The sequence below is a fragment of the Microcoleus sp. MOSTC5 genome, from assembly GCF_036701825.1.
Lineage (GTDB): Bacteria > Cyanobacteriota > Cyanobacteriia > Cyanobacteriales > Microcoleaceae > Microcoleus > Microcoleus asticus.
The window spans coordinates 1-17753 of sequence record NZ_JAUBRK010000098.1 but is presented as its reverse complement, the minus strand read 5'-3'; the positions used below and the strand labels follow the sequence as shown (position 1 = coordinate 17753).

Here is a 17753-nt window from a genome sequence, read left to right as displayed (position 1 = left end):
ACTCGAACTCATGCACTGGCTAATTTCATAAATTCCTTTTTTTGTCAACTCCTAATACTGAACCGACGCCCTAGGCAACTCTGGACAGGGCAATGCCGTTTCCCTACCCCAAAATAATCGACATCGCCCTCCCTCGGATATAATCATCGCCCGAGTAATTGTAGGGAAACGGCACCGCGCCGTGTCCTGATTCCTGCGGTGTCCTGATTGCTGCTGGCTTTCCCCACCCAACAAAAATTCCTGTCACAATAAACTGAATCCTAGCGAGAGACAAAGGGCATGACGCGAGAGGAAGCAGTGTGGCGAATTCACCGGGCAGCCGAGGAAAAATTGACGGAACTGGATTTGTCGGGGCTGGACTTGGAGGAATTGCCGCCGGAAATTGGCAAGTGCACGCAGCTTGAGACTTTGCTGTTGGCGAAGTGGGATAAAGAGCAAAGAGAATGGGTTGGGAATAAGTTAACTGAGTTTCCTGATGCTGTTCTTCAATTAACCAACTTAAAAATACTTAACCTCAGTAGGAATCAGATTACAGCTATCCCAGAAGCGATCGCTCAACAGTCAAATCTGACACTGCTTGACCTGAGTCACAATCAAATTACCTCCATCCCAGATGCGCTCGGGCAACTGTCGAATCTGACACAGCTTTCTCTCGGTAGCAATCAGATTACCTCCATCCCAGAAGCGCTCAGGCAACTATCGAATCTGACACAGCTTTCTCTCGGTAGCAATCAGATTACCTCCATCCCAGAAGCGCTCAGGCAACTGTCGAATCTGACACAGTTTTCTCTCGATAGAAATCAGATTACCTCCATCCCAGAAGCGCTCGGGCAACTGTCGAATCTGAGACAGCTTTACCTCCATAGCAATCAGATTACCTCCATCCCAGATGCGCTCGGGCAACTGTCGAATCTGACACAGCTTTCTCTCGGTAGAAATCAGATTACCTCCATCCCCGAAGCGCTCGGGCAACTGTCGAATCTGGCACAGCTTTCTCTCGGTAGCAATCAGATTACCTCCATCCCCGAAGCGCTCGGGCAACTGTCGAATCTAAAACGGCTTTACCTCCATAACAATCAGATTACCTCCATCCCAGAAGCGCTCGGGCAACTGTCGAATCTGAAACGGCTTGACCTCCATAACAATCAGATTACCTCCATCCCAGAAGCGCTCGGGCAACTGTCGAATCTGACACAGCTTTCTCTCGGTGGCAATCAGATTACCTCCATCCCAGAGGCGATTCGTGGCATGGAAAAGCTGGAAAAACTCGACTTGCGGGCAAATCCGCTCCCGATTCCTCCCGAAATCCTCCAAGGCGAAAACTACCACGAACCAGGCGATTTGCGTACCATTCTCGACTTCTACTTGCAAACCCGCAACCCCAACGATACCGAAGAACTCTACGAAGCCAAACTTTTGATTGTCGGCGAAGGCGAATCGGGAAAAACCACCCTAGCAAACAAACTCCTCAACCCCGACTACGAACTCAAAGAACAAGAACCCAGCACCGAAGGCATCGATGTCATCCGCTGGGAATTCCCACAAGCCAACGGCAAACCTTTCCGCGTCCACATCTGGGACTTTGGCGGACAGGAAATCTACCACGCCACGCACCAATTTTTCCTCACGGAACGTTCCCTCTATATCCTCCTCGTCGATAACCGCCGCGAAAACCCCAACCTCTGCTACTGGTTGAACATCATCGAACTCCTCAGCAACAGCAGTCCCGTCTTCCTCGTCCAGAACGAAAAACAAGACCGCCGCTGCGAAATCAACGTTTCCCAACTGCGCCATGACTTTGACAACCTAATAGAAAAACCCCTCACTACCAACCTCGCCGACAATCGCGGACTCGAAACCCTCCAGCGCGCCCTACAAAACCGCATCACCACCCTCGATCACATCAGTACGCCCATCCCCAAACACTGGGCAAAAGTCCGCCACGTCCTGGAAAACTACGCCCAACGCAAAACCCACATCGAAGTCTCTGAGTTCTACGACATCTGCGCTAACCAAGGCTTCGACAAATCCGACAAACAGGCCATGCTGAGTCTGAGCAAGTATTTGCACGACTTGGGTATTATCCTCCACTTCCAAACAAATGCTGACAAAAAAAAATCTATCCTCCTCAACTGGGTCATCCTGCGTCCCGAATGGGCAACCAACGCCGTCTACAAAGTCACCGATAACGAACAAGTCATCGCCAAGTGTGGATACTTCACCGACGAAAACCTCAAAGAAATCTGGTGCGACGACGAATACGACGACCTCCACGATGAGCTACTTCAGCTAATGGAAAACTTCAAAATTTGCTACCCAATCCCTGGCCAACGGGGACACTACATCGCCCCGCAACGCCTCCCCCTCGAAGCACCAGAGTACGACTGGGACGACACCGACAACCTGATAGTGCGCTACAAATATGAGTTTATGCCCAAAGGCATCATCACCAGGCTGATTGTAGAGATGCACCGCTTGATTTGCCGCCCGAATATCGCTCCCTCTTCAGGTGCTGCTAGAGAGGATATTGTCTGGCGTGACGGCGTTCTCCTCGCCGACAACTACGCCAAAGCCGAAGTCATCGAGAATTATCATCAACGAGAAATCCGCATCCGCGTATCTGGAACCCAGAAAAAGTATCTCCTAAATAGCATTCGTGACAAACTCCGCGAAATTCATGATACTTACGATAAGCGCCTCAAATACCAAGAATTAATTCCCTGCAATTGTTCCGAATGCAAAGGTAGCCAAAATCCCTCTTCCTATGCCTTTGATGATTTGCGCCGCCGTTTGGCAAATGGCAAGTACACAGTGGAATGTGGAGAACCGCCATATAAAGATGTCCAGGTGCGGGGCTTAATCGAGGATTTTCCCGACTATTCCCCAGAGAAAGTCCCTGGAATCGATCGATCGCCTGCGGTAGATTATTCTACATCTCAGCAAACTGTAAACAACTTCAATTTTGACTTAGGAAATAAAATGAATCAAGATTCTTCCCAAACCAACCACTTTAAAAGCAGCGCACAAATCGGCAACTTCGCAAAGGAAGTAACAGACAGCGCCCAACAAACAGCCTCTGACTTTATTCAAAACAATAACGCCAATACCGCCGAACTTCTGCAACTGATTTCATCGATGCGTGAAACCGCGGCACAATTCCCCGAAGACGATCGCGAAGAAGTGTTGATCGAAATTGGCAACGTGGAAGAACAACTAAAGAAACCCGAAGAAAAGCGCAATCTGAAACTGATTGCAAAAAAATTGGGTGCTATTTTAGCGATCGCGGCGAGTATTGCTACTCCGATAGCAAACATGACAGATTTTACCAACAATATCACCGATTTAGCTCAAAAGGCTGGTGTCGAACTCCCGATTCTATGGGTACAGTAAATAAAAAAACAGAATACTTCGATACCCAACTTCTTTAGCAACTCTGGACACGGCAATGCCGTTTCCCTACCCGAAAATAATCGATCGCCCTCGATGAGAGATGTAACCATCGCCCGATTAATTTTCGGGAAACGGTCTGGCGCGGTGTCCTGACTGTGGGTAATATAAATTCCGATGCCACCGGATTTGATATTACGCATGGGAGCCCAGAAACCGAGTTTTTGCCCAGAAGAGGCGTTACAGCCCTTTAACGGGGCAAAAAAACCGGTTATGAAGGTTTTTCTCCGTAACTCCTATTTGTCTAGAAACGATTTCAATCGCCGATTTTTATCTTAACTTTTTGAGTTTCTTCAAGTGCGATCGCCTCAAATTTTCCACCAACCGCCGCAACTGGTTCAAATTACCCGCTTCGCCGCCATACTTCCACCGCACGTAAGCTTGCGAAACTTCATCAATCACCTCAGCTTCATCAGTTGCATGATTCCCGCGCATTGCCTCAGCATATTCCAAAGGCGTTTGAGCTTTCTGCTTAGCAAAACCCCTACTCGCCAAATCCTTAAGCATTTCCTGATAAACCCCCTCCACCGGCGGCAACTTCGCCAGCCAGCGGCGGTGGCGCCACTTGCGCCACACTTGCCAAATTAACCAGCCAATAAAGCCAAAGCCGATCGCAGCAATCAAACCAGTAAATAACCCCACCCAACCCTTAGCAAACTGTCCCAGAAACCAGCCCACAATCAAACTTATCCAGCCAATTAGAAAACCTATAATTGAATCCAGCCCGCTTCTGACAGGAGTCGGTAGCCAACCCGCGATCCACTTCCAAAACGATTCCAGCGCACTAAAAGTCTGGTTGTCTTCCACCGAAGCCGGCATCAGCGGATAACCGGGAATCGGGTTAAAACCAAACCAGCCGTGAGTGGGAAAATATACCTCGGTCATCAAAAAAGCGTCGGTATTTTTCACAACATAGTAACCAGTAAACGGATTGAATTCCCCGGTATCGAAGCCGCCCGCCAGCCGCGCCGGAATCCCGATCGACCTCAGCATAATTGTCAGTACCGTCGAAAAGTGGTCTGGATATCCGCCTGTAACTTTTTTGCCGGCCTGGGTGTTTTTGTAGCCAAACAGAAAACCATTGACTAAATCTTCACCTTCTTCTAAGTAAGGCAAGGCTTTTTCTATTTTGTAATTCGGATTTTGCTTCAAATATTGAGCCAAATACAAAGCTTTTTCGTAAGGAGAATCGATCGCTCTATCAGACTTAGCTACTCTCGTCCTTGCTAGCAATATTTCCTCAGTTTTTGCCCGCACCTTTGCGGCAATTTCCGGCGGCACATCCAAATAGAACTTGCGAATATTTTTCGGGTAATTAGTACCAGTTTTACCCAACAAAGCTCGATCGCGAAAAGGCACATTAGAAATCACCGTATAAGTCACACCCTCTCCCAATTCCAAAGGCGAGCGCAAACCCCCCTCCGCATCAACCGCCACCTCGGTCGTCGGAAAATAAAGTTCCTTCGGCTTGTTTAAAGCCGGAATCAAATTCGGCAACTGAGCAACAATAGTATAACTTTGAATCACCTCTTGAGTGCGAGGCGCATTGGGAAAAGGATTCAGATAAAATTGATAAGACCACCTAGGTCTATTAACCTTTTCAGCTTGTTCGTTGCGAGAAATTTCCCAACCCTGACCGGTGTATTTGTCAAAGCCTAATACTCGCCAAAAACCCGCCGCCTGCGATCGCACCCGCATCACCACTTCAGGTTTCATTTCCCCCCGCAAATTTTGATTGATGCGCTGGTTGAAACCGTAATAAAAAGTAGAGTCTACCTCTCCTGGCCCTTTGTCAGGGTTTCTCCCCCTTCCTCCGCCAGTTCCTTTTTGATTTCCCCCTCTGACATACCCCGGATTCAGAATGCTGCGCGAGTCAAACTCCCCCTGATATTGAATAGGAGCACTCACCGGAAAAGTCCGCAACTGATAGCCAGGGAGGCGTGGCAAAAACGCAAAAATAGTCAGCCCCAACCCGACAGTTATCAGCAGCAGCCAACCAAAATACTTTGGGGATAAAGTAGCAGCAAATAGCGACAGGCTTTCATTTTTCCCTTTACCTTGTGCTTTTTCGCCAATGGCTTCTGGCTTCAAAAATCCCAAGCGCGATCGATAATCCAAAACCAAAGTCGGAAGCGCTAAAGCCAAAAACATCAACAACAGCGGCCCAAAAGTCAAGGTTTGGCTGAGAGTCGCTGCTACCCCTAACAAAATTAGCCCGATTACCATCGAATACCCTAAATCCTTGCGGCGGGGCAAATCGAAACTGTGCAGCACTTGAAGTTGGATTAACAGTTGCGCCAAAACTAACCGCGTATCATTCAATTCTCCCACCAAGCGGCTAAAAAAAGCGAACAGCGCCACCAGCATTCCAATAGCTATGCAGAACTTAGCAGCTACATTGCGATCGCGGCGGCGGTACCAACTCCAAGTTGCTCCCACAATACTAACAGGCACAGCCCACAGGTTCAGGGCTTCTTCAGCAGCAACGTCAGTAGCTACAATTCCCACAATTACCAACAACTGAACTAGGATTCGCAGCAGTAAAGAATCCTCAATCACCGGCGGAGGCATAGCCTCTATCTGCTCCCACAGCTTACCCAGAATAGGTATATTTCGCAGGTTATCAGTTGTCATGTGCACCCATCCAACTATTTTAGATTTTAGATTTTAGATTTTAGATTGAATCCACAGATAAATCTGGTTTTACCTAATATCTAAATCTTATTTCCCTGTCATTAGATTTTAGATTTTAGATTGAATCCACAGATAAATCTGGGTTTTAACTAATATCTAAATCTTATTTTTCTGTCATTAGATTTTAGATTGAATCCACAGATTAACTTCACAGATAAATCTGAGTTTTAACTAATATCTAATTTTTTTTGCTTTCCACGACAGAAGTCGAGGGATTGCATCTGTTTTTGTGTGAGGTCAAACCACAGAGTAAAAACCTAAATTCTTTACTCTAATTATACCTTTCTAGTTGCTATCTTGTCCTGCCAAAATTGGACGAACAGCAAACATCAAAGGTCTGGTCTCGAAGTTTTGGAATCGAACTTCTAGGGCATAAGTCTTGTCAGGTTGTGGGTCAAACAACTCCACACTTAAATGCCCGGAATTCGGACGATGTGCTGTTGCTTCGGCATCTCCTCCCTTGAGTTCCAAACTTCCTGCCCCCGGAAATTGGCACTCAACTCTTAAACACGGCATTGGCTGTTCTCTGTTGGGGTTCGACAGGTATTGAGCCTCCAGAGTCAGCGAACCCAAACCAGTCAGCCACTCCCGCGAAATCGGCGGCTGATTCACAGGACAATCCAAAGTTAGAGACTCAATGATTTCCTTGGCGGCCAACAGCGACAGCACCATTTTTTGATCGGTACTCGCCGCTTCGTAATTCGGGAAATCTTCTAAATCTAGAAGTCCCCGCAAAGAACCTCTGAGCACTAAACCAGCTAATTCGTTGAGTTCCTGAGACTGGCCCGGAAACAAGCTATCTACAGCGCGAACTAACTTCGAGCCTTGCCGCAGCGACGACATTACCAGTTCCTGACAAGGTTCTAGCAGTTGAGCAAAAACCCCTTGGGCGATCGGAATTGGCAGGCGGCCCCACCTGATATTTTGTAGTTGGGGAGTCCAGAGGTGTAGGGGGGGAACCCATTGCGGGGCTACATCGTCTGGGTAATCGTGGTCGTAGCTTTTGAATTCTGTTTCCCAGGGGAACAGCGGCGGGTTGGATTCAATTTCGGCTCTAAGCCTTTGTTTTAACAAGGTCTGAAAACGGTCTTGCACGGTCGGTATTTCTCCAATTGTCAGCGGTTGTGCGGGTGCATTGTTGTGCGCCCCCACTTGATAGTCAAGCGGGTCTGGTTCGTCCCATTCCCAGTATTCCACCCCGGAATTCTCTTCTGTATCGCCCCACTCTTGTGAGCGAGGGGGCGGATTGAGGTTTTCCTCATCTTCGCTAGAGACATTCGCGATTGGCGCCTGCAATATCCAGTCTAAAAAATGGCGCTCGAAAGCCTCTGCATCCCTGTTCGTTTCGTTATTCATCACTAGATGCCCCTTCTCCGGAATCTGAACGATTTCGCAATTCCCAGGCAAGTTCCAGCAATTTAAACCACCGTTTCTGTACCTGGGCTACCGTGCTGCCGAGGGTTTGCGCGATCGCTGACTCTGACAGACCTTGTTGCTTCAACTTTAGCAAACGCTGTCCCTCTGGGCCAATTTGCTCGCCAAAATCCTGCCACTGAGAAGGCAGCAAACCCAGATTGCGGTCTAAGTCTGCTTCCAGCCACTGGTGAACGAGTTCCCAGCGGTGCGACATGGCGAACCTGAGCAAATGGTACTTGAAGCGCTGCTGCAAATAGTCTCTTTGGCGGGGAGTTATGCCCAGAAGCGACTCTATTTCATTAGTTGGCAAGTCTTGCAAGCGCAGCACGAAGTAATCGGCGCAGTCTTGTTGGTTGCGCTCTTTCAAGTAAGCCACTAATTCGTCAATCACGTTTTGCCGCAGAGATTCTGACTCGTCGCCTAGGGGACGAATTGCCGCCGAACCCTGTCCGGCCATCGCTTCCCGCACCGAGTGCACCGAGGTGTCGTTCCAAGTTTGGTCGGAATCAGAAGCCCCTCCGTCGGCGGCTTGTTCCATATCTACGGAGGTTTCTTTGGGCTGCTGCTGGGAAAAGGTTTGGGCCCGTAAAATAATTAGTTGCTGGCTGCGGTTCCGAGGTAAAGGAATGCGCCGCTTGCCGAAGCGCTCTACAAAAGCCATGTACTCTGCTAGTTCTAAGCGAGTGCGGGGACTGTAGGTGAGTGGTAGTTGGGTTTCGCGCCGGAATGCCTTTAAAGCTTCGAGATAAAATCCTTGCAAAAAATCTTTGATCAGTTCTACTCGCGCCTGATAGCTAGACTGCACCTGCGGAGGAGTGATGTAGCGATAGACGATCGCGCTGAGGGTACTGTGCAATTCTACTCGCCCGGGCCCGGAGCCTAAATTGTAATAGTGGAGGCATTGTTGCAAGCGGTGCTGAGCGAGGCTCTGGGCTGAACCTTCTATATCTCCGGAGGCTTGAATCCGCTGGCTTTCAGTGCATATCCTGTTGACTTCTGCTGCGAGTCGCCCTGCTACATCTTGGCAGTTCTGCTCAGACGCGCGAGTGGACTTTTTAAGTTCGTCTAACAGCAGTTGAAATATGGTTTCCACGCTCTGGCAGATTTCCCGCATGATGGTTTACAGCTAACAATGAAAGTAGCACAGTTAGTAAAAGTATGGATAAATCTTTCCTACCGCTACTTTACCCTGTATTCCCCAGATAGGACAAACTGCAATGCCCTCGATCTCCTCCTTTGGGCAAACACTGAGGACTGCTTTTTTAATCTGTCCTGGACGCGCCATGCGCCAAAAACCTGGTTTCAACAGTTGCCACTGCAACGATGGTTCATCAGAGGGGTCGGGTTTGACAAAGCCTTCATGCAGCAAGGGGCGAAAACGCCACACTGCCGTTGATACTTTCGGCTTAGTGGCGTGGTGGTCACAGCAGCAAGTGTTACTGAACGTGAAGCGAGCAAACAGGTTCTTTCTTTCGGTCTACCAGATGGGACAAAGGGTTTCACGGCTGTATTTGATCTGGGTCGATCGAGGTGACAGCGGCCAACGGTTTCTCAAGTGGTGATGGATAGCTTGGGATGGATTATTCAGGTGGTTTTACGACTCCAACAGACCCAAGGCTTTGTTTTACTGAAAAAAAGATAGGTGGTTGAAAAAACTTTTGGTTGGCTCAATTGGTATCGACGGTTGAGCAAGGACGATCGGCGATTATCGGCTTGCTCACAGGCCCTGATCTACATCTCCCTGATTCGGCTTATCGCTCTTCTGTCACTGTCTGAAGAGTATAATCAAGAAAAATTATTGCTCAAACCCAATTGCCGTAGATGGATAAAGACCCTGCTGCTTCACCTACCCTTAATTGTATCGATGAATATTGCGGTTATTATAGAAATTTGTTTTCAGATGTTAGAAGTTTTGAGGAATTTAAGCCTCTAGATCTAGGGAGGCTCTCCTCAATACCGCCTAAAGCTCTAGCAGCGAGTGCCAAAGTGGTAAGATTAGCAAATGAACAATCCTTACATCACTTTTTAAGTCAATATCCTTGCCAAGAAGTTCAGGATTTAAGAAACCGAAGGTTATCTTGGTTCATGTAAGCCGAGTTGAACACTATCAAGGCTTCCATCCTAGAAATCTTTCTACTTTCCGGGCTGAACCATTAAAGTAGTCTTCCATTACTTTTGCCATAAAGTCTCGACGGCGATCGGCCGTCAGTTTTTTGGCAGCATCCTTGAACATCGATTTAACGGTTTCACTCAATATCATTTCTAGCATCCCAATCACATAGGTCGGAACCACCGCTCAGGTCAGAAAATCCGTTTCCTAGCCTTCTAGGATAACTGGGGTTATATTTAATTGCAAGTCCCTGATGCCGTCATTTAAAGCAGCCCGCACAATTAAGTGTGTGGGATGTTGGTTAACTTGGGCATAAATTCCTTGGTTTTTACTGGCAATCAGAGTGCAGGCTTTTTGTATAGCGGGATTGAGCGGGGGCTCACCTGCAGCCCAATCGCTGTGTTCGCCAAACAAAGGCGAGCCAGAACAATAAGTTTTCTTGCATCTATCTAAGGGTATCTATATTGCGATTACTTTAACCTGAAATGCAGATATTTTACTAAAGTTCGATCGTCTTCGATCGTCCTCTGGGTTGATGTAAGTGGCTGGCGAAATTTGTTTTAATAAATGTAAAGTTAGAGTTGAAGGGACAATTTCAATGCGTAAGTTAAACATAGGTCTATCTGACGATCAGCGTGCAGGCGTTATCGAACTATTGAATCACGACCTGGCAGATGCTTATCTGCTGTTAATCAAAACCAAAAAGTATCACTGGGATGTAGTGGGCCCGCAGTTTAGATCGCTCCACCAGTTGTGGGAAGAACACTATCAGGCGTTAACACTAAATATCGATGCTATGGCAGAACGGGTGAGAACTTTAGGTGGCTATCCAATTGGTACTGCTGAGGGTTTTCTGAAGTATGGCTCGATTAAAGAACATATCGGCGATTTGCCTTTGGCTACGGAAATGGTATCGCGTTTAGTTGACGACCACGAACTGATTATTCGCAATCTCCGCCAACACGTCGAACAGTGCGGTGAAGAGTTTAAGGATGACGGAACCGCAGACTTTTTGACGGGTTTGATGGAACAGCACGAACAAATGGCTTGGATGTTGCGATCGTTTATTGAAGGGGAATCCCTGGCGCCCGACGGCCAGCAGCCAAAAGCTCAAACTACTACAGCTTCGCACGCTTAGAGAGCAATACTTAAGTGGCAAACAGTTATCTAAACTTACCTATACTTATTTACTTTAGGTAAGTAGACTATAGATGACAGGCAGTGTCATCCTTACTCAATAACCTTTGGCTTAAGGGGGATTGCCTACTTACGTTGGGGTTAGCCGTCGGCCCAATAGCGTAGGAAAGTAAATATCACTTATCTTATCTAAGCCTAGCCCGAAGAAAGATAAGTGTGGATAGGTTTGACGAAGCAGATTAAGTAGACGGAAGAAGGAAGAAGGAAGAAGGAAGAATAGAAAATTTAGATTTTTTATTTAACCCTCTTTCCTGATGGTCGATTGAGCAACCAGGCAGAATTAAACGCCATCTAGCTTTCTCAAAAACCCGGTTTATTCAAAAAACCGGGTTTTTCAATATTGGGTTTATTTAGATTTTCGATTTGCTAAACTATTGAACCGTATTCTTTCATACACCTGCGACGGCAGTACTGTGTGAACTTTCGTTCGCGTCTCAATCCTAGCAAGTGTCGTCCCTTCACTCGATTCTGATCCTTGTTTTAACTCTAACCCTGATTCAGTTGGGGCTATAACTATTATTTTTAATATACTTTCTCTTGACAGCAGATACAAATTGTGAGCAAAAGCCCCATTAATAAATAAATCTCCTTTGAAAGCTCGATACAGCCAAGATCATGTATTCCAATGAAGGCCGCTGCCGTTGCTTTTGACAGCCAAGTAAATGTAAAAATTGCTGCTAGACCAGCGATAAATGCTGCTGGGAATTTCGGGATGTTGCTGCCGGCTATCTGCCATAATTAAAGAGTGAGATTTTGCTATTGCTGTATAGTTGCTAGACATACTGCTGGTAATCAGTCGGTAGCCAACTAAATATTTTGGCACTACTTTAAATTGATAATGTTAGACTATGCGGAGGTGAAGTTCCCATTCTTCGCAGCCTTGAGCGTTTTCTAGTTTAAGTTTGCAGTTGTAACCGCCGACTTTTGCAAAACAAACGCGACGGATTAGATATGAGCTGGCATTGCCTATAAAATATTTATAAACTAATGTTGTATAAACTTCTTATTTGATGGTGGAGTTGTAAAATACACCTGTGAGCAAGTCTTTTTTCTTTATATATATCAACTGACCAGGAATAAATAACTCCGATAGATGGTGCTGAGAAAGTCAGGCACTTCACTTGTTTTTATAAGTTTTGCGGATACCAAATATCGTTGGCATTGATGGGAGCAATATATTCGCCTTTTGATTTTTCAATTGCTAGGTTGCGAGCGGCGACGCCAGCATTTGACTGCTGCAATAAGCTGAATCTGCTATCTTTTTGAGCAAAAGATTTGACGATTTCGGATATTGTATCTGTAGAGCAGTCGTCAACTACTAAAATTTCTATGTTTTGATAAGTTTTATATCCAACATATTTATTTTAGCAATAAAAGTTTCAGCGTTTAAAGCTGGTATGATGACTGAAACTAATGCTGATTTAAAGTGTTTTGGGAGGTGTTTTTATAATATAAAAACTTGTTGATGTAAAAGTTTTGGCTCAAAGGGAGCTAGCTAAGGGTATGTTAACAAATTACGAAAGCTCGATCGTACACCGTCAGAAAATTCAAGAGGTATATTATATATATTGCCAAAAATCCTAAAATGTGCATCGACACCGCACTCGCGGTACAGACTGGGTAGAGGAGTCACTGGCGGATGAGGTCTGTAAAAAAAACTGTACCGGGCAAGTCCTGACAGCCAGCGGGTTTCCGTAGAAAGTCTGTTGGATTTTATACGGTGGTGTGCCTATTGACCAAATCAAAATTTTGTGCGGTGCAATACAGCAGCACAAAAACACTGCTGGGGCTTTTTGTAAGCTTTACAAAAACAATGACATATTTAAAGATTTAATAAAGCTGTTGTCTGCATCAGGTCAGTTTCAGGAAGATGTGGCGTAGAATACAGGTGTGAATCGGAAAAATGCAGTCAAGAATGCCAGAAAAAAATCTACTTGAATATAAACAGAAATCGAGTTATAAATAAAAAACTAGAGCTGATTTTACCCTTCGTAAAGTAGCACCAATAAAATTCAATCAAATTTTTGCCCCTGCAATTTAAACAATTTAGGTGATGATTTCTACTGCCGAACCCACTGTATCCGTCATTATCCCAGTCCACAACGGGGGCGCTTACTTCCGCACCTGTTTGTCAAAACTGGCTCAAGCTGAGCCGAGACCGATCGAGATTATTGTAGTAGCAGATGGCGAAAGCGACGGTTCCTGGCTTCTAGCCAAGGAATTCGGCGCCAAATTAATCAGAATTCCTGAGTGCGGGGGCCCAGCCCGAGCCCGAAATTTGGGGGCCCAAGCTGCCAAGGGAGATATTCTGTTTTTTGTGGATGCTGATGTCGCTGTTTGTCCAGAAGCTGTGGGCTATGCGATATCGGTGTTCAAAAATAATCCCTACTTAGCTGCTTTCATCGGATCTTACGACGATGATCCTGGAGATCCTGATTTTCTATCGCAGTACAGGAACTTGCTGCACCACTACGTACACCAAACAGGTAACGAAGAAGCTTCGACTTTTTGGGGAGCTTGCGGAGTGATTCGCCGGGAAATTTTTTTGCAGATGGGTGGTTTTAATGAGAGTTACCGCCAAGCTTCGATCGAAGATATTGAGCTCGGCTACCGTTTGAAACAAGCAGGTTATAATATTCGGCTGTGCAAAACATTGCAGGTGAAGCATTTAAAGCGCTGGAAACCGATGGGGATGGTGAAAGCTGACTTTTTCTACCGAGCGCTGCCTTGGACAGAACTGATTTGGCGCGATCGCAAATTGAATAACGACCTCAACTTGCAAGTTTCAAACCGGATCAGCGTGATTTTAACTTATGCAGTGCTGCTGGCAGTTTTGGGGACGTGCTGGTCGCTGAGCTTTCTGCTACTGGCTGGCTTGCTGGCAATACCACTGGTAGCAATTAATGCACCGCTTTACCAATTTTTTCACCGCAAACACGGTATCGTATTTGCCCTGAAAACAATTCCGTGGCACTGGCTTTTCTATTTTTATAGCGGACTGGCCTTTGCGATCGGCACTTGTCGCCACTTATACCAAAAAAAGCCCTTGACTGGCAAAGTTAGCTTGCCAGTATCCGCTCAATAAATCAGTCAAATCATCCTTCAACATCAGGCCGCTCGATAGTTTCTCAGGGTATTCACGGGTGCATCTATGACTGTGACAAGTTATAAATAACTGTATAGTTCGATTCAAAAGCTGGAGGTAGGCTTAGTGAAACATTATCCTGTTGCGATCGTCGGTGCAGGCCCTGCGGGTTTGACTGCTGCCTACGAGCTAGTCAAGCAAGGCATTATCCCTGTTGTACTAGAAAAAGGTGATAAAGTTGGGGGAATAGCTCGCACAGAAACCTACAAAGGCTATCGTTTCGACATTGGCGGCCACCGCTTTTATACTAAAGTTGAAGCCGTGCAACAGTTGTGGCAAGAGGTACTGGGAAATCAGTTTATTAAAGTGCCGCGATTGTCGCGAATTTTTTATCGAGGTAAATTTTTTAACTATCCGATCAGTGCCTTCAATACTCTCTTTAATTTGGGCATAATTGAGAGTACGCTGATTATGTTGAGCTATCTCAAAGTAAGAATTTGGCCTCTTCGGGAAGAAAAAACTTTTGAACAGTGGGTGATAAATCGTTTTGGGGAACGCTTGTACAAAACATTTTTTAAGACTTACACTGAAAAAGTTTGGGGAATTCCCTGTTCGGAAATTCAAGCAGATTGGGCGGCGCAGCGTATTAAAGGATTGTCCCTGACGACAGCAATTATTAATGCTTTGTTTGGCAGCAACGACACTAAAACATTAATCAAAGAGTTTGACTATCCGGCTTTGGGGCCGGGGATGATGTGGGAAAAGTTCGCGGAAGCTGTGGAAAATAAAGACGGCAAAGTTTATCTAGATACTAAAGTGATTAGCTTTGAACGTGAAGGGAATAAAATTAAAAGTATCACTGCTGAACAGAACGGAGAATTAGTTCAATATTCGGCGGATAATTTTATTACGAGTATGCCAATATCTGCACTCGTAGCCAGACTGAAACCGCAGCCGCCAGAAGAGGTGTTGCACGCCGCGAGATCGCTCAAGTATCGAGATTTTTTGATTGTATCGCTGATTGTCGATCGCAAGGATTTGTTTCCTGACAACTGGATTTACATTCACTCCCCCGAAGTCAAAGTGGGACGAATTCAAAACTTTAAGAATTGGAGCGCCGCTTTAGTTCCCGACGCCAGCAAAAGTTGTTTGGGAATGGAATATTTCTGTAGCGTAGGGGACGAGATTTGGGAAATGTCGGACGCTGAACTTGTCGAATTAGCAACTCGCGAGTTGGTTGGCTTGGGTTTAGCAACAACTGCCGAGGTTGAAGATGGAGTTGTCATACGGCAACCGAAGGCTTATCCAGTGTACGATGCCGAATATCGAGGACACTTGCAGGTACTTGAAAAATTTTTCAAGGGAATGGAGAATTTGCAGACGATCGGGCGAAACGGTATGCACCGATACAACAACCAAGACCATTCCATGCTGACAGGAATCCTGGCTGTTAGAAATATTCTCGGCGAAAAGCACGATTTGTGGGATGTGAATACTGAGCGATCGTACTATGAAGATTTTTCAGTCGATCGCTCAAAGGACAAAAAGGATTCGGATTTGATTTCGCAGTCAATATAGCCAGCCGCAATAGGGATTGCCATGAAAAAAGCGAACCTGCCAAAGCTGACTAACGGTGCGCTTGAGCGGCTGCAACTAATAAGACTCAACCAACCATTTTCAAACGTTCGGTGTGTATGAAACCTACCTTAAACAACCCGGAAATTGTCTAATCTCGAACACCCACAGATAAGATTACAACTAAACCGCATACTGACGTTTGAATTGCTCGTGTAAGTTTTGTGTCGCGGTTTCGCCGAATGACTCTTTTGCTAGAGCAAAACTAGGAAAGTCTTTTGGACGCCATTCGCTTTGTGGAACCTCCTCTATGTAGTAGAAATAATCCCAGAGAATTGCTTCCCAGCTTGTGCAGCGGAGCCGCTTGCCGCCAAGACTTCCAGTTGGTTCCAATGGGCAGGTTCCTGGGGGTAGTCCCTCTAACTCGTAGCGGTCTCCCATGCGAATGCACGGTTCGCAATCTAGGAGAACGCCATGCTTATCAGCTAGAAAACCATAGGAGGTTCGTTCAGTGATAGCGCAGTCGAGAGAGTGCAGCAATGAAAGAAAGTCTGCGCTTCGATCCGCGGGGTAGGCAATATCAATATCTTCATGTTCGCGTGTTACCCGATTTAATTTTGCATCTATAGCCCATCCGCCTTGCAGCCATAGGGGCATATCGATATTGTCTGATTCTGAGAATAATTGATGTATCAACTCAATATGGAGATAATTCATTTTTTTGCATTCCCAACGGGGACGATCGATCGCTTTTTACACATCAATGACGATCGCGATCGCGCCGATCGTTTTCAACCCCTGCGTATCTAGAGCTTCTTAAAGTATCTAGCGATCGGTAACAGCCCGAAGCCCACCTTTTCATAGGTGCGACGGGCTCTTTCATGACCGGGATCGCCTCCGGTCTCGACCATCGCAACGGACATCCCAGCATTTTTCATCCATAAGAGAGCGAATTCTGTCAGATCGGTGCCAATGCCGCGACCTTGAAAGTCTGGATCGACAGCGACCATGTAGATTTCACCCATGCGGGAGTCCAAGTGTAGTTTCACGGCTATAAAGCCCACGGTTGAACCAGCGTCGATCGCAACCCATACATTTGTGTCCTCCGCAGCGCAGACATCCTCGACAGCTTTTTGCTGGCTCACACTCCAATCATCGGGATAGAATTCTCGGTACACGTCAGCGTCCATCGCGTTCTGAATCGAATCAAAGACCGGAGCCCATGCTCGAAGCGAAAGACGAATAACTGCATCAAGTTGATGAGCGTCGTAAGGTTCAATCCGCATTTCCATATAAACTCCAGTTAACGGTTCGCTTCACCCGCCGTCAATAACTTCTCACTCCCAACAAATAACCCCGATTTGATCGGTGTGCAAGCGGATTGTTGGGCGGACTTGGGCCAAGAAGAATCTATTGTTCCGCTCGATCCTGCTGGGAAGTCATGGTAGCGAGTCGCTCAGATGCCGACGGTGCTGGGCCATATTCGAGGTGCTGCCGTATCATCTGGGAACACTCGCTTGGGCTTGATGTCGAGGTGTCGATTTCCAGGTCATAGATTCCCGGAATGTGAACTTCATGTTGCCACAAACGAACCGGAGGTGGTACGGGTGAGTCAACGGAACTTTCTGGCATTCGGCCCGTGTTACGTCGGCGTTCCATAACGATCTCGATGGGGCAGCAAACGCCCGCGAACAAGACCGGCAATCCGCTCAAACGCTTGGCGCAATCGAAGAGGATGGCGCGCCCGATTGCATAGGCGTCATGGTGTCCCACATCCACTACGACATTCAGACCCAATCGGCTATGCGCGGCGATGGACTCGTACATAGCGCGGTACAGTACGGGAACAAACAGTTCGATGTCCTGAAGTTCTCCCCCGGGACGCAGACCGATTCCGGGCAGATACCGTTCTGGAGTAGCCTGCATAAATGTCTCAACACCCAGATTCATCCAGAGACCATCAAACATTTCTTGGATGGCTGTGACAACGCTTGACTTACCGGATCGCGGCACGCCGTTGAGGATGATGATCTGCCCAGGCTTCTGTGTTTGCTCCATTAATTGTGTTGATGCAACTGCCCGTCCGATCGATGCTCTACTTTTGCTGGCGATCCAGCGCCTCCAATCCCAATCAAGTGCTGCGTCCATTGATGCTCTAGGGCGTCGGTTCAGTATTAGGAGTTGACAAAAAAGACTGAAAATGATATGTGAATTGAGAAGCCTGTTAAA

The 17753-nt window shown here is 46.6% G+C and carries 15 protein-coding genes and 1 pseudogene; 5 read left to right on the top strand and 11 right to left on the bottom strand.

All coding sequences use genetic code 11. The features are described from left to right. Window positions 1-103 precede the first annotated feature (103 nt). Window positions 104-247 (bottom strand): hypothetical protein, encoded by a 144-nt coding sequence (locus QUA54_RS31875; protein ID WP_333418760.1) that lies wholly within the window; start codon window positions 245-247, stop codon window positions 104-106. Window positions 248-279: 32 nt separating this feature from the next. Between QUA54_RS31875 and QUA54_RS31870 the strand changes: the two genes are divergently transcribed. Continuing rightward, window positions 280-3390: a leucine-rich repeat domain-containing protein gene (locus QUA54_RS31870; RefSeq protein ID WP_333418759.1), complete on the top strand. Its 3111-nt coding sequence runs from the start codon at window positions 280-282 to the stop codon at window positions 3388-3390. A gap of 327 nt (window positions 3391-3717) precedes the next feature. On the opposite strand, the gene QUA54_RS31865 is transcribed toward QUA54_RS31870, so the two are convergent. The 3 genes from QUA54_RS31865 to hetZ all read right to left on the bottom strand — a co-directional run bounded on the left by QUA54_RS31865 (window position 3718) and on the right by hetZ (window position 8671). Next, window positions 3718-6081, bottom strand: coding sequence for a transglutaminaseTgpA domain-containing protein (locus QUA54_RS31865; RefSeq protein ID WP_333418756.1), 2364 nt, complete (start codon window positions 6079-6081; stop codon window positions 3718-3720). 345 nt (window positions 6082-6426) lie between these two features. Continuing rightward, entirely contained in the window at window positions 6427-7497 is a 1071-nt protein-coding gene (locus tag QUA54_RS31860; RefSeq protein WP_333418755.1) for a hypothetical protein, read from the bottom strand. Continuing rightward, a complete protein-coding gene (gene hetZ / locus QUA54_RS31855) occupies window positions 7490-8671 on the bottom strand; it encodes a heterocyst differentiation protein HetZ (protein WP_172190680.1) in 1182 nt (393 codons plus the stop codon). Before hetZ ends, QUA54_RS31860 begins: the two co-directional genes overlap by 8 nt. A gap of 191 nt (window positions 8672-8862) precedes the next feature. On the opposite strand from hetZ, the pseudogene QUA54_RS31850 reads away from it, so the two are divergent. After that, window positions 8863-9313, top strand: a pseudogene (locus tag QUA54_RS31850) (transposase); the annotation flags it as partial. A gap of 351 nt (window positions 9314-9664) precedes the next feature. Here the strand turns inward: QUA54_RS31850 and QUA54_RS31845 are convergent. After that, window positions 9665-9850: a hypothetical protein gene (locus QUA54_RS31845; protein WP_333418752.1), complete on the bottom strand. Its 186-nt coding sequence runs from the start codon at window positions 9848-9850 to the stop codon at window positions 9665-9667. 24 nt (window positions 9851-9874) lie between these two features. Beyond that, on the bottom strand, window positions 9875-10081 hold the full coding sequence (locus tag QUA54_RS31840; RefSeq protein WP_333418751.1) for a hypothetical protein: 207 nt from the start codon (window positions 10079-10081) through the stop codon (window positions 9875-9877). 184 nt (window positions 10082-10265) lie between these two features. On the opposite strand from QUA54_RS31840, the gene QUA54_RS31835 reads away from it, so the two are divergent. After that, the gene (locus QUA54_RS31835; protein ID WP_333418749.1) at window positions 10266-10805 is read left to right on the top strand and encodes a Dps family protein; all 540 of its coding nucleotides are present in this window, start codon (window positions 10266-10268) and stop codon (window positions 10803-10805) included. A gap of 672 nt (window positions 10806-11477) precedes the next feature. Here the strand turns inward: QUA54_RS31835 and QUA54_RS31830 are convergent. Both QUA54_RS31830 and QUA54_RS31825 read right to left on the bottom strand, forming a co-directional pair. Then, window positions 11478-11687, bottom strand: coding sequence for a hypothetical protein (locus QUA54_RS31830; protein WP_333198489.1), 210 nt, complete (start codon window positions 11685-11687; stop codon window positions 11478-11480). Window positions 11688-11991: 304 nt separating this feature from the next. Beyond that, the gene (locus QUA54_RS31825) at window positions 11992-12147 is read right to left on the bottom strand and encodes a glycosyltransferase (protein WP_333418764.1); all 156 of its coding nucleotides are present in this window, start codon (window positions 12145-12147) and stop codon (window positions 11992-11994) included. Window positions 12148-12917: 770 nt separating this feature from the next. Here QUA54_RS31825 and QUA54_RS31820 point away from each other — a divergent pair. Together QUA54_RS31820 and QUA54_RS31815 are read left to right on the top strand one after the other, a co-directional pair. Then, window positions 12918-13949 carry a glycosyltransferase family 2 protein gene (locus tag QUA54_RS31820; protein WP_333190162.1) on the top strand — a complete coding sequence of 344 codons (1032 nt, stop codon included), beginning with the start codon at window positions 12918-12920 and terminating at the stop codon, window positions 13947-13949. 126 nt (window positions 13950-14075) lie between these two features. Continuing rightward, the gene (locus QUA54_RS31815) at window positions 14076-15527 is read left to right on the top strand and encodes an NAD(P)/FAD-dependent oxidoreductase (protein ID WP_333418748.1); all 1452 of its coding nucleotides are present in this window, start codon (window positions 14076-14078) and stop codon (window positions 15525-15527) included. Window positions 15528-15707: 180 nt separating this feature from the next. Here QUA54_RS31815 and QUA54_RS31810 read toward each other — a convergent pair whose 3' ends face one another. The 3 genes from QUA54_RS31810 to QUA54_RS31800 form a co-directional block, all read right to left on the bottom strand. Then, window positions 15708-16241 (bottom strand): nucleotidyltransferase domain-containing protein, encoded by a 534-nt coding sequence (locus tag QUA54_RS31810; RefSeq protein ID WP_333418746.1) that lies wholly within the window; start codon window positions 16239-16241, stop codon window positions 15708-15710. 89 nt (window positions 16242-16330) lie between these two features. Continuing rightward, window positions 16331-16810, bottom strand: a complete 480-nt coding sequence (locus QUA54_RS31805) for a GNAT family N-acetyltransferase (protein ID WP_333418762.1) — start codon at window positions 16808-16810, stop codon at window positions 16331-16333. 124 nt (window positions 16811-16934) lie between these two features. Next, window positions 16935-17753: phosphotransferase-like protein (locus QUA54_RS31800; RefSeq protein ID WP_333418744.1), on the bottom strand; the 819-nt coding region annotated here is incomplete at its 5' end.

What these genes read in the sequence shown, in the direction of transcription:
- QUA54_RS31870 (WP_333418759.1), top strand. Translation starts at nt 280, where the DNA reads ATGACGCGAGAGGAAGCAGTGTGGCGAATTCACCGGGCAGCCGAGGAA.
- QUA54_RS31865 (WP_333418756.1), bottom strand. Translation starts at nt 6,081, where the DNA reads ATGACAACTGATAACCTGCGAAATATACCTATTCTGGGTAAGCTGTGG.
- QUA54_RS31860 (WP_333418755.1), bottom strand. Translation starts at nt 7,497, where the DNA reads ATGAATAACGAAACGAACAGGGATGCAGAGGCTTTCGAGCGCCATTTT.
- hetZ (WP_172190680.1), bottom strand. Translation starts at nt 8,671, where the DNA reads ATGCGGGAAATCTGCCAGAGCGTGGAAACCATATTTCAACTGCTGTTA.
- QUA54_RS31835 (WP_333418749.1), top strand. Translation starts at nt 10,266, where the DNA reads ATGCGTAAGTTAAACATAGGTCTATCTGACGATCAGCGTGCAGGCGTT.
- QUA54_RS31820 (WP_333190162.1), top strand. Translation starts at nt 12,918, where the DNA reads ATGATTTCTACTGCCGAACCCACTGTATCCGTCATTATCCCAGTCCAC.
- QUA54_RS31810 (WP_333418746.1), bottom strand. Translation starts at nt 16,241, where the DNA reads ATGAATTATCTCCATATTGAGTTGATACATCAATTATTCTCAGAATCA.
- QUA54_RS31805 (WP_333418762.1), bottom strand. Translation starts at nt 16,810, where the DNA reads ATGCGGATTGAACCTTACGACGCTCATCAACTTGATGCAGTTATTCGT.